Source organism: Paraburkholderia aspalathi (assembly GCF_905220735.1).
GTDB classification, from domain to species: Bacteria; Pseudomonadota; Gammaproteobacteria; order Burkholderiales; family Burkholderiaceae; genus Paraburkholderia; species Paraburkholderia aspalathi.
Genome location: NZ_CAJNBA010000006.1, coordinates 245,770 through 258,571, shown reverse-complemented (window position 1 = coordinate 258,571; position 12,802 = coordinate 245,770). Strand labels below are relative to the sequence as shown.

Here is a 12,802-nt window from a genome sequence, read left to right as displayed (position 1 = left end):
TGCAACGACGATAAACCCAGATTGCTACAATTTCCGTTTCTTCAGCGTGTAGGCAAACAGCGCGTATTGGGTGTTCGTATCGGGATCGAAGTAGCCACCTTGAGCCGCGCCCTCATTGAGTTCTTTCCATGATTTGCCGGAATCAGTGCTGATAAAAGTAAGATCTGTCGGCGCACCGTCACCGGTCGCATCAGTCGCATAGACCAGCAGCACACCTTCCTTACCGACGCTCAAACCATCAAGCGTCAATCGGCCGTCAAAGGTATGCGCCTGCTGCACGTCGGGGTGCGGACTATTTCCCCATGTTGAGAGCGCGCCTGTGCGATGCACTTTGTCGCTCGCGTCATCCCAATTACGCGGCGCACCCAACCGCGACAAGGCATACAGTGAATAGCTCCCGGTTGTTTCCGGGGACGATTGCAGGTCGACCACCGTCTGGTTCGGCAGCACGACTTCCGGATCAAAGTTCTGTTGATCCCAAGCCAGCCGATAGACAAGGCTCGCCGTCTTAACTTCGCCTAATTGTTCGACGTAGTAGGCAACACGCAGCACGCCATCGGGACCGAGATTCACCGCGTCGAACGTTTTGCGGGGATTGCCAACATCGGCAAGCGGCGGCACCTTAACTTCGTGCCACGACTGGCCACCATCCGCAGTGCGCCAAATGTGTGGCCCCCATCCAATTGCATAGCCGCGCTGTGAATCAAGAAACAGCAACTGTCCGATGTTGTGGTCTTCCTGCCAGTTCAATTGCGTCCAGTTCTGGCCACCGTCGCTGGAGCGCCAGAGTTTGGTAATTTGCCGTGCCAGCCCATCAGCAGGCTGAGGTGCCTTGTAGTCCATCCATCCAGTGCTGACATACACCGTGCGCCAGTCCTTCGAATACCACCAGGCGGCATCCTGACCACGCTGCTGGAAGGTCCGCGTCAATCCACCATTAAACGTCCCTTTCAGGAAAGCTACTGTGCGTCGATTTAGCCGTTCGGAAGAGTCATCCATCCATGCTTCAGTGAACTCCGCAACATCGGGATCTTTGAGCTCACTTGCCGGTTTGAACTTCAGTTCCGGTCCTGAAGTCCTGAGGCTGATGACGTCGTTGCCACGAACACGAAATGCCCCACCGCCGTATGGTTTGTCACCTTTGGCAAGAGTGGTCGTGACCGTTTCCCAACCTGTCGTCAGGCGTTGGTGTCCGTAGGTTAAAACAGCCAGTGAGGCGAGGCCGAGTAATAGCATCTTCCAGCGCTTCGATTTTCGCATGTCATTTTGCCAACAGACGACCGGGTACTTTGTCGACGGGATCATCGACGTCGACGTAACGCGCGATCAGCACTTGCTCAAGGCTTGACTGAGCTGAGCTCCAGTGTAGACGGAAGGCAAGATTGACTTGCGCCATCGACGGACGGGCAAAGGCGCTCTACATCCAGATGAAAAAGGGCTTATCGCCGAGTTCACTGCCTGCAATGACGATAAGCCCACATTGCTACAACTTCCGTTTCTTCAGCGTGTAGGCAAACAGCGCATATTGGGTGTTCGTATCGGGATCAAAGTAGCCACCTTGAGCCGCCCCGTCATTCAGGTCGTCCCAAGATTTTCCGAAATCCTTGCTGATGAATGTGAGGTCAAGTGGCGCGCCATCCCCCGACGCATCGGTCGCATAGACCAGCAGCACGCCTTGCTTGCCTGCGCTGAGACCATCAAGCATCAAGCGGTTGTCAAACGTGTGCAATTGCTGCACATTGAGTCGCTGGCCATTCCCCCATGTTGAGAGCGCACCTATGCGACGCCCCTTGTCGCTCGGATCGTCCAGATTGCGCGGCGTGCCCAGCCTGGATAACGCATAGAGAGAATAACCCCCAGTTGTTTCCGGGGACGATTGGAGGTCGACCACCGTTTGGTTCGGCAGCACGACATCCTGCTCGAAGCCCTGTTGGTCCCAGGCCAGCCGGTAGATAAGACTCGAAGTTTTGACGTCGTCCAATTGTTCGACATAGTAGGCAACGCGCAACACACCATCGGGGCCTAGATTTACTGCATCAAACCTTTTGCGAGCCTTGCCAACATCGGCAAGCGGAGGCACCTTGATTTCGTGCCACGACTGGCCACCATCGGCGGTGCGCCATACGTGAGGCCCCCACCCGATTGCATAACCACGCTGCGGATCAAGAAACAGCAACTCTCCGATGTTGTGGTCTTCCTGCCAGCTCAATTGAGTCCAGTTCTGACCGCCATCGTTGGAGCGCCAGAGCTTCGTAATTTGCGGCGCCAACCCGTTCGATGGGCGAGGCGCTTTGTAATCCATCCATCCTGTGCTGACATACACCGTGCGCCAGTCTTTCGAATACCACCAAGCGGCATCCTGACCGCGCTGCTGGAACGTGCGCGTCAAACCGCCGTCGAGCGTCCCGCGCAAAAAATTCACAGTTCCACGATTCAGCAATTCGGCCGTATCGTTCATCCAGGCTTCGGTCGGCTCTGCAACCTGTGGATCTTTCAGTTGATCAGCGGGCTTGAAGGTGATCACTGGATCAGCGAGCTTAAGACTTATGACTTGGCTATCGTGAATACGAAATGCGCCACCGCCGTAGGGTTTGTCACTCTTTGAAAAAGTGGTCGTGATCGTTTCCCAGCCCGTCTTCATGCTCTGGTATCCATAGGTTACGGCGGCCAGCAGCGCAAGCCCGCCAATTAAAGCCTTCCAACGTTTCGCTTTTTGCATATCACTTCGTCAACAGACGGCTGAGAGCTTTGCCGACCGGATCATCCATGTCTGAGTGGTTAATCATATTCGGCAGAACCACTTTGCCACTGTCGACTGCCTGCTCCCACGTTCTGCCGTCGCCCCACTCCTGAATGTTCGGTTGCGCCGAGATTTTTACCAGATCCGAAACAGGAAGATCTGCGAGACCTCCATCCAGATAAGCGAGGGGGTGTGTCTTGAATGCGAAGGATTTGAACTTATCGTCGTCGAGTTCAAGCTCGTACTGTTGCGCCGGCAAGCTGAAGCTACCATTCCCTGGTTTCTGGCTCCTCATTTGAATCTCGTCGCCCTGCATGTTTTGCATTAACCCTTTCTCCATGTTTTTTTGCAGATACCACCGGGCACTCCGCAACCATGCTTGCCCCTCCGGACTCAATCTCGGATACAGCTTAGCCCCGTAAGTAGAGCAGTAGTAGTACCCATAGCCGACGTAATACGAAGGCGGCTTATGCCCACACCCGATATGCCGCATCATGAAATTGCCATGGCGCGACCAATCGGAATCGGTGCTTTCAGGTGCAATCAACTGCTCGCGCCGATGCAGCAAACGACGTGCGACTTCCTTATCTTTCCACGGGTCCCACGAAGTTGCGAAAGCCTTTACCGTCTCCCATGCGCTTGAGACGCTGACTTTCTCCACCGTTTCAAGATACTCACCATGTAGTGGCTGGTAGTAGTACGGACATTTTCCGATAATCGAATCTGCCGCAGGCGGCACTATCTTGTTGCAACTGCTCAGCGCAACCTTCGGGCGGACTTGATAACCGCTCGGCGTCAGCATTGATGTCCCCGTTCCCAAGACGGAGTCCTGCGTGTCAGCCATCAATGGTTCTCCAGAAATTTAATGACCACATCTTTCGGCACGTGACTTTGTGTGAGTCCTGTTTCGCCCAGTTCGTTCGTGACACCCTGTGAAATCAGCGTGCCATCAGAGAACATCTGGAACTTCGTGTTGGCCGCGGGGATATCCGTGCCGGCCCAATGTGCGATAAACGCCTGGTCATAGTTACCTTCCGATCCGGGCATGGCAGGCAGCGCTGTGGACATTTGCGTTGGCCCAGCGAACGAGTGCTGGCCGCCCTTGATATCAACCTTGCCCGGAGCGTGAATCTCGATGTTGCCGTCCTTGAGGCGAATATAGGCACCTCCAGACGTCAGCAGAATCTCCTGTTTTGCGGCGGCTTCGATCTTTTCCGTTGCCGAAAGCAGCTTCAACGTCTTCTGCGAGGTGAATTCGATGTTATCCGCCTGCGCCTGAATTTCCACCTTGCCCTTGGCCGCGAAGAGTTTCATCCCTGAGTTCTGCACGAACAGGCTGAGTTTTTCCGCGACGCTCGCAATCAACGATTTACCGGTCGCGACGTGCGTGCTCTGACCGCTCACGAAATTAATGTGCTGGTCCGCCAATACATGGGCCGATTTCTGCGTGGACAGGGCGATGCCTGACGGACTGCCGAAGAGCATGACGGGTTCCTTGAACGCATTGGCGTTGCCCGTTCCTCCGCCCGCTGTCTTGCCACCCGACGACGAGCCCGAAACACTGTTCTGGGTAGCATCGGTAAAAGACTTTAATGCGTCGTTTCCGTCCTTGAGACTTTCAGCCTGATGCGTCGTGCTCGCGTCGGACATCGCTTCCAACACGCTTTCCGAGTTCACCAGTTGCGAGTTCGCCTCGCGCACGTCAAGTTGCTGGCTCGTTGCTGATTTCGCATGCGTGGAAACATACAGGCCCTGACCGGCACGCACCGCGCCATATGCGTCGGACTTCAGATCAAAACCGTTGCCCAGATATGACCCACGTGTGTTGTCAGTCTGAGCGATGAGATAACCCAGGTGCAAATGCGCATTCGTGCTCGTGGAATACAACTGAACACGATTCTGACCCGTCGAGTCATCCATCACCATCTGGTTGTAGCCGCTACCCTGATATTCCTTGGACTTGTATCCGGATAGCAGGCCATTGGAATGCCAGTGGGGTTGCGTCGCACCGTTATAAACGCGGCCCGTTACGAGCGGCCTGTCGCAATCGCCGTCTACCCAACTAACCAGGACCTCTTCGCCGACTCTCGGCACGTGCACGCCACCGTATCCCCCGCCCGTATCCGACATGGCGACGCGGACCCAGCATGAAGCTTTTTCATCGCCACTATTAAGCCGGTCCCAGTGGAAGCGCACCTTGATGCGGTTCAACGAATCTGTGTAGACCTCTTCGTTAGCGGGGCCGACGACAATTGCCGACTGCATGCGCATCTCCGGCTTCCGATGCACCAACGGACTGCGATACGGCACAACTTTGCGTTGCGCCTCAATTTGAACGAGGAAGAAGCCCTCGCTGCCATCGGCATGACTGATGGTCAGCGCGTTGGCCTGCGGCGTGTAACGCGCCCGGATCGTTTTCAGTTCGCTTTGCAGACTGTGCGGGAAATCGGTGGCCTGACTGGACACCGGGAGGTTGTTTTCGATGAACCATGCGGCCTCGATAACGGCGAACTGCCGGTCCTGCTCGCTATCCGAGGCGTGAGCCGGGTGATCATTCAGCTCAAACCAGCGACCGGCATCCGCACCTCGCACGCCACCTGAGCCAAAGAAACGCTTTGCCCTCGATTCCCATTCTTCCATGCGGATTTTCGAAAGCGCATCGCCCCGGTCCTGGCTACCATAGGTGTACGCGCCGGTGTATTCATAGACTTCGGTCTGCTGAGGCAGATTCCCCTGTGTGGGAAGTGTGGGGATGTTTGTGCCCTTCGGATTGGCTGGCGAGGCTGGTGCCTTGTAATCGAATGTGCGGGTCGTGAGCGTCGTGCTTTGTAGTGTCCGGGTCCCTGACCACTGAACCAGGGCATTCGTTTCGCTGTTCGTGCCCGCGCGATAGAAGTCGACGGACTGGGGCGAAACAGGCTGGAACGTGTCGAGATTGTCCGTGACGATGAACGTATGCGATTTGCCGTCGCTTGCCTGCTCGAAGTATCCGAACAGCCCTTCGCTTTCCATCAGTCGATGAGCAAAATTCCAGTCGTCCTCATATTGCACGCAGAACGATCGCGAGGGCAGCGGCTTGCTCAGGGCAAAACGAAATGCACCTTGAGCCTGTGGATGCATATTGAAGACATCGGTCAGGATTTCGTCAGCCGACTTGTCCTGCCAAATTCGCGCATCCTTGCGAAAGCGCAGGAAGTGCATCCACGATGCGAACGCGATCTGGTAGCTAGTGAGTCCGCTATCCGATCCAAGGCGGCGGGCGGTGTGCACGTAACCGTGGTGTGGCTGATATGACTTGTCAGTCTGCTGGAGCCACAGCGTTACGGGTTGGGCGATCAGCGTCTTGAGTTCGACGGTGCTGGACGTGGACACGACGTCGACGGTGAATTCGTAATGACGGCCGATTCGTGAATGACCGATGACACGCTGGGGAACCAGAACGTCACTTCCCTGGGGAGCGTCGAGTTTCAGCAGGCGGTCGCTTTGGGCGAGTCCGCCGGTTATTGCCGCGATTATGTCCTGGGCTCCCATACTGCCTCTTTCGGTTTGCTTTTCACGCGCCCCCGCGTAGTCGCGCGATTTTACAAAATATTTACGAGACTAGGCAAATTGAATTAATGAAGAATGTTAAATGCTTTTTATATCGATGATTCAATATGCATTAGGCATTTTTGACGGATTTATCGAGGCTTCATTGAGTGTGCTCTGAGCGGAACGTTGGACGATGCGGGACGCCGGTCGGGCTTCGACATGCTCGAACTCGTGCGACGTCTGTCAGGCAAAGAGGCTAGGCGCGTGTCGTGTCCGTGACAACAAGGGGTCGCCAACTCTCATTTAGCTACTACAAACGGCGATGGACCGGTTGCGCTACCCGGCAAAGTTGTCCGGCCCTTCCAAGACCGCTTGTTTCTATATCCCGTTTGAGAGCGTTTGGCACACCGGGCTATTCGACGCCCTGTGCCACTACAAGCCAGCCTCGCCCTCCAGTCAACGACGCTAACTCGTTCTTTGCGCCATCTGGCGAGTGAAGCCTCGCGCTAGCGACGCAGCTAATTACGCACGCATCAAACCGCCTGGTCTTATATCATCACCTATTATCGAGATAGGGACTACGCGGCCCACTCGAGCAGGGACGCCTCTAGCGCCCTATTCACCCCGCAAGACCGATCCGATTAGTCATCCCCAGCCGTTTGGGGGAGCCATCACCCGAAGAGATTTTGAGATGCAAAGTGACCTTGCTAGCTTGCGCGACCTCGTTCGTCAGTTTGCGGATGAGCGCGACTGGGACAAATTCCACACGCCAAAGAATCTAGCGACAGCTCTAAGCGTCGAGGCGAGTGAGCTACTGGAGCCGTTCCAATGGCTGACCACCGGCGAAAAGAGCGAACTGGACGAGAGCAAGCAAACCGCCATTCGTCACGAAATGGCAGACGTATTGCTCTACCTCGTTCGCCTCGCAGACAAGCTTGATGTCGACCTCTATCAAGCCTGTTTGGAAAAAATGGATGTCAATCGGACGAAATATCCCGCCGAAAAAGTCCGGGGAGATTCGCGCAAGTACTCCGATTACCAAGACTAAGAATCAAACCAAAACTAAAACGAAAATCAAAGACCAATGCGACTATAGGCAAACCATTGCAAGACATTCATCGAGGACTGCGAGCGCAACCAGATCGCAGAGAAGCTACGTACCAGCTTCCAGCTATACGCCAAAAATCCGTCACAGAGTGAATTCCAATCCTGGCAAAACTCCCTGCGCGCGCTCGCGCTCATTTTCTCGCGCGCCGGGTTGACCAACCAGGGCGTCGTGCTCGAGTTTCAACTGCCGACGAACTCGAAGCGTATCGACTGCTTGCTATGTGGCTTCGCGAAAGATGGAACGCCGACGGCCGTAGCGATCGAGCTGAAGCAATGGCAGACATGCGAGGAGTCGGCGGGGGACAACGAAGTCTCAACGTTCATCAATGGTTGCATGCGCGACGTACTGCATCCCTCAGCTCAGGTAGCACGATACGCGTCCTATCTTCGGGACAATCATGAGGCTTGCTACGCGGACGAGACTCCGATTGAAGTCGCTGCTTGCGCCTATTTACACAACTACCATTCGCACCCGGCTGATCCGCTCCGGGCGCCTAGATTCTCGACGCTGCTTGAGACGGCACCGACGTTCAGCGCCGACGACATAGACGAGTTCGTCAAGTTTCTGGTGGATCGGGTTGGAGGTGGCGACGGTCTGGAAGTGCTGCGTCGCATGGAAGAAAATCGCTATCGCCCTAGCAAGAAGCTGATGGACTATGTGGCGTCCGTGATCAAGAACAACCCGGAGTACACGCTGCTTGACGAGCAGCAGGTAGCATTCGACGCCGTGATGACCGCTGCGCGTCGCGGGGTGCATGACCGTCAGAAGCAGATCATCATCAAGGGTGGCCCAGGCACCGGCAAGTCTGTGCTGGCGATCAACCTCGTAGCGAGTTTGTTATCAAGTCACTACTCGACGCACTACGTGACCGGCTCCAAAGCGTTCACTGAAACGCTGCGGAAGTTCATTGGTCCACGAGGTCAGGAGCTGTTTACGTACACGAACGGCTACGTAGACGCGCAGGCTGATTCGGTGGACGTGCTGGTCACTGACGAAGCACATCGTATCCGGGACGTGAGCAGCAATCGCTTCACGCCGGCGAACAAGAAATCCGGCCTGAAGCAACTGGAGGAATTGATCGCGGCCGCACGTGTTTCGGTATTTTTCATTGACGATCATCAGGTCGTACGCCCGGGGGAAATCGGCTCCGTCGCCTACATTCGGGAATACGCGGAGAAGCACAAGTGTGCGGTGTACGAATCTGAACTCGAGACACAGTTCCGCTGCAACGGCTCAGATGCGTTTGTTCGCTGGATAAACACGATGTTGGGCATCGATGACCGTCCGCGCTTCGAATGGAACGATCACGACGCTTTCGATTTCCGGATTTCTCAGTCTCCGGCGGCGTTGGAAAACGCGATCAAGGATAAGGTGCAAGCGGGCGCGACTGGCTGAGGCCCATTTCAGGCGCACGGCGCGTGCAAGATACGTCGATGGCGATACCAATGATCGATAACTTCTAAGCTATACCCGAAGTCGGCATCGACGATATGAGTGTCGCACCACACGAGGTCTTGTGTCCGTCAAAGGCCGCAGGTTTTCCGTCGACGTTCACGCTCGGATCCCCTTCCACAATCACGCAGGTCTGATGACCCGCGATTGGACACACGCACATGTCGCCGATTCGCGCGACTGGTCGGCCCATGACCTCACTCACCGCGCTGCCGGTCGTCACCCGGCCGCCATGACTGGTTGCGTCCCCCACACGAATGATGCCGCGCATCCGCCCCGCTCCTAGTACGAGTAGCCTTGCTGTTTATAGTCCGTGTCATGACGACGTCCCCACCACGGAAGATAAGCGTTGTTCTCGCCGCGTGCGCGAAACCAGTCCTGATCCGCAACGATGGGCGTGAGTTTTGACGGTGGTGTGACCACGACGGCAACCGGATGGTCTTGGTCAGTTGTTCCTGCAACAAGTACGCTGCCGCCGAGATGGTTCGCGCGTGCGATCGCCAGCGCCACATTTGTCAGGGCGCTACCCGCGCCCATATCGCCAAGCAACCCCGCCGTATTGAACGTCTGTTTCTGATAGTCGAACTCAGGCAAGTTTTCCGTTAACGTACGCGACAGAGAACCGATACGTTCAGACGCCACATCCGAACCTTTCCCTGCATCGTGGATGACGTATTGAACATCGCCAAGATTTTTTCCAGCGTTTTGCGCTGCGGCCTCAATGGTCGATTTCCACGCCTGTACTGCGCGCGTCGTGCCTGCCTTTGCTTCAAAGTCCTTCACGTTGCCCGTTGCCGCCCGGCCGATCCATGCGAGCGGTTCGCGCTCGGTCTTCATTTCCGGTCCAGTCAGAATCAGCAACACTAGGTTCTCGTTGATTTGCCGAAACTTCGGCGGGTAACTCGGGGCGTCCCAGTTCATCACCCAAACGCTCTGCTGGGGATGCGCCTGAAGATAGTCGAGTGCGGCGTTTAAGGATGTGAAGCCTGCGTTGGGGCCACCGGACGTAACGTGTACATCCGGAGGTGTATCGTGGCTCCACAAATCGGTTGCCGAACGGTTCCCGATCTCAAATGCGTTCACCACCTGATCGCGCAGATACCTCTTTGCCTCTTCGGGATCAAGTCGTCCGCTGGGAATTGCAACCTCGACATGCATACCAGCCAGTTCACGCCACTTCCTACGATCCTCCGCTTTGACGGTATAAAAGTACTTGGCGTTCATCACATAGGGATCGCCGAACAATACCAGCAGTTGGTCGATGTACTTCTGGTAGTAACCGTTCAGCGTTTCCCGGCCGCTGCTTGCGTCAGCGATAGAAGCAACGGCTTGAAGCGTGCTGAACTTCTTTGCGTCGGCCTTCACCATGTCGTCGTTCTTGTTGGGTTTAACAAGCCCAAGCGTCCACAGCAGTTGCCATTCGGTCGGATAGTCGCGTCGCTGCAGCGGATTCAGCCATTCGACTCCAACCACTTGCGCGGCGAAGGAGTGAGTGGTTCCGGTTGCTGCGACCGGTGTGGCGGCTGGCACCGTGGAACTTGCTTGCGCCCGTTGACTGACCAGCGCGGTGGTCAGCACAAACAAGGCAACGGCCAATAGGCCAGGCAACACGACCAGACGTTTCATCAATTCCTCGGTACTCGAAAGTTGTAGGGCTGCCCCGTTCGAACGAACCATGAATACTAACGACAGCACGGCTGCCAGCAGCATCACGCAGATCGCCAAACCCAAGCGGCGCGGTCGGGTCGCGATAAATGCGCTCATAGGTAGCCTCCTACCTTCAAGAAGAAGCCACCATCACGTTGGTCATGGATTTTCTCAGGGATCTTCGCGTCAGCGTCCGTCTTGACCCAGTCTGACAGAAAGACCTTCTGATATTTCCCATACTGGAAATACTCAGCAAATTTCACGCTCGGATTGTCTTTGCTCAACCCGCTGACGAACCGCCAGTCGGCTTCTAAGCGCAGATCATGTAGATCGGCGTCCGACAGATAACACAGACCAACGGCCACATCATATGCCAGTGCCTTTTCCGCATGCATCGGATTAGTCATGATCGTCGAGTGGTTGGTCGGATTGTTTTCCTCGCCCTCGCTAAGGATCTCCGTTATCTGCTCATCTCGCCATTTTGTATAGTCCGCGGATGCTTTGGTCGGATCATCCTCACCGGCCACATTGCCCTGTTCGTCAACCCAGTCATCGTTCTTGGCCCGTCGTGCTTCCATCCGCAACACGGCGTGATCCTCATACCTCTGCGCCGCTTCGGTTTGCTCGTTACCTTGCGCAGCTAGCGCGCCAGTTCCTTTGAAGCTGTCGTAGGGGTCGCTGTCCTGAAGGTTGGTTTTATCCGCGTTGCGTGCAGCGGCAGACGGGTCGTAGCCCTCGTTAAAATCGCTAGTATCATCGCCGTCTTTCACTTCGGACACTTTTCCGTACCGAATCGCCTGCGGCTTGAACCGTGTCGACTCATCAAGCTTGGGTGCTGTTACTGGCACGACCCAATCCTTTGGCGGATCAGCATTTACGGGCACGCTAGTAAAATTGAACAGATAGAGAACCGGACTGGTGATAGCTGTCATCACCTTGGCCCCGGTCGATTGATTCGAATGCAGCGCGCGCCCCAGCGCAAAGCGCGCTTTCGGCGATGGCGGAAACCAAAACCCTTGTGTCTGGTTCTTGTCCTTGCGCCAGTCATCTTTCCAATAGCCGTAAGAGGGTTGGTCGCCGCCTACCTCGAAGCCCGAGGCAAACACCCGCTGTGTGAACACGCCGTCTCCGCCGGTCTTCTCGATCTCGTCCTGGTTCAATCCTCTCCAACCGATCCCTTGTACCGTCGTTGCGGAAATGACCTGGTCATGAGGACAGCAATAGAGCGTGACTCGCCCGTAGGTCTTGTTGTTCAATCCATGTGCAGCGCGGTCCGTCGCTGCGGCGTACGGTTTGCCGCCGTTTTTCGATGGACGTGAACTCGCCATTGCCTGATCGAGCTCGGCCGCTTCCATCTCCAGATCTGCCCGCGCTCGCAAAATATTGAAATACTCCTTCAACGTCTCTTTGCGGGCCTCGAATATCTCCCGCCCCACATTGCCAGACGAGTCGCGAACGCCACGTTGCGCCCAGCTGTCAGTGCTCAATTCAGCGACAAGACTATACGGCGGATTGGCGAGAACATAGCTATCCGCGACACAGCGACCGCTCTTCCCAAATGGATCGGTTACTTCGGCTAGGCGATCGCCCAGGAAAGCGGCGGCAATTCCCACCATGTTTCCCTGGCTGTGACACACCACTGTGATCGGCACATCCGCCTGCTTCTTCCGGATGGATTCGATCAGCTTGGCCAGCCGCAGTGCCGCGAGCACTCCATACGTGCGGGGTGGCGTAGCGTACACCTTGCGGGCATTGACTGAGTTCAGATGCTGGACTGTGATCCAGAGAAACAGCCGGTCGTTCAACCCTTCGTGCCACAGATCCGGAAGACTCGAGCAGCCGTTCGCAAAGGGACCACCTCCCCAATAGTTCTGCTCATTGAGCATAACCTTATCGCCGTACCTCTTCAGTTCTTCCTTGTTCGCCTTATATCCCCACCTGAAATGGATCACCGGTGAGAACGACGGATCGGGATTGATGTAGGTGTCCGGCTTCATGTTGGGATTGATGAAGCCGTCGGCGGTCAAACTCTCGATGTAGCTAGCTGGTGACATTTGTCCCGCAACGGGGCCGAAGTGAAACAGCTGGTCGTCATAGCGGCCCATCCGCCGATTCAGTCCGGCACACAAACCTTCTTCGCTCGCCTTAAACCATTCGCCATCTGAATTCACGCCGTGAACGAAGATCACGATACCCGGCAGCGGCATTTGCATGACGCCGATCAGTTCGTTCTGGGTATCGAAGAGCGTGGTTCCCTGGCACGACCCTACTTGCACTCGATTGTCTGGATTCAGGAACGCCATGTTGTTGTGATGCCCCGAGGT

9 protein-coding genes are annotated in these 12,802 nt (G+C 55.8%); 2 read left to right on the top strand and 7 right to left on the bottom strand.

Features of this window, described 5'->3' with window-relative positions:
- Positions 1 to 24: 24 nt before the first annotated feature.
- From KHO30_RS30325 to KHO30_RS30310, 4 genes are all read right to left on the bottom strand, one after another.
- Entirely contained in the window at positions 25 to 1,182 is a 1,158-nt protein-coding gene (locus tag KHO30_RS30325) for a glycosyl hydrolase (protein ID WP_211703226.1), read from the bottom strand.
- 301 nt (positions 1,183 to 1,483) lie between these two features.
- Positions 1,484 to 2,641, bottom strand: a complete 1,158-nt coding sequence (locus KHO30_RS30320) for a glycosyl hydrolase (RefSeq protein ID WP_211703225.1) — start codon at positions 2,639 to 2,641, stop codon at positions 1,484 to 1,486.
- 79 nt (positions 2,642 to 2,720) lie between these two features.
- Entirely contained in the window at positions 2,721 to 3,584 is an 864-nt protein-coding gene (locus KHO30_RS30315; protein ID WP_211703154.1) for a hypothetical protein, read from the bottom strand.
- The gene (locus tag KHO30_RS30310; RefSeq protein WP_211703153.1) at positions 3,584 to 6,271 is read right to left on the bottom strand and encodes a type VI secretion system Vgr family protein; all 2,688 of its coding nucleotides are present in this window, start codon (positions 6,269 to 6,271) and stop codon (positions 3,584 to 3,586) included. Before KHO30_RS30310 ends, KHO30_RS30315 begins: the two co-directional genes overlap by 1 nt.
- Positions 6,272 to 6,962: 691 nt before the next feature.
- Here KHO30_RS30310 and KHO30_RS30305 point away from each other — a divergent pair.
- Positions 6,963 to 7,319 (top strand): nucleotide pyrophosphohydrolase, encoded by a 357-nt coding sequence (locus KHO30_RS30305; RefSeq protein ID WP_211703152.1) that lies wholly within the window; start codon positions 6,963 to 6,965, stop codon positions 7,317 to 7,319.
- 210 nt (positions 7,320 to 7,529) lie between these two features.
- Positions 7,530 to 8,774 (top strand): DNA/RNA helicase domain-containing protein, encoded by a 1,245-nt coding sequence (locus KHO30_RS30300; protein WP_211703151.1) that lies wholly within the window; start codon positions 7,530 to 7,532, stop codon positions 8,772 to 8,774.
- A gap of 64 nt (positions 8,775 to 8,838) precedes the next feature.
- On the opposite strand, the gene KHO30_RS30295 is transcribed toward KHO30_RS30300, so the two are convergent.
- From KHO30_RS30295 to KHO30_RS30285, 3 genes are read right to left on the bottom strand one after another with little or no spacing between them, the layout of a single operon-like run.
- Positions 8,839 to 9,102: a PAAR domain-containing protein gene (locus tag KHO30_RS30295; RefSeq protein WP_211703150.1), complete on the bottom strand. Its 264-nt coding sequence runs from the start codon at positions 9,100 to 9,102 to the stop codon at positions 8,839 to 8,841.
- A gap of 11 nt (positions 9,103 to 9,113) precedes the next feature.
- Positions 9,114 to 10,595 (bottom strand): virulence factor, encoded by a 1,482-nt coding sequence (locus tag KHO30_RS30290; protein WP_211703149.1) that lies wholly within the window; start codon positions 10,593 to 10,595, stop codon positions 9,114 to 9,116.
- Positions 10,592 to 12,781 (bottom strand): T6SS effector phospholipase Tle3 domain-containing protein, encoded by a 2,190-nt coding sequence (locus KHO30_RS30285; RefSeq protein WP_211703148.1) that lies wholly within the window; start codon positions 12,779 to 12,781, stop codon positions 10,592 to 10,594. The genes KHO30_RS30290 and KHO30_RS30285 overlap by 4 nt, the downstream gene beginning before the upstream one ends.
- Positions 12,782 to 12,802 lie beyond the last annotated feature (21 nt).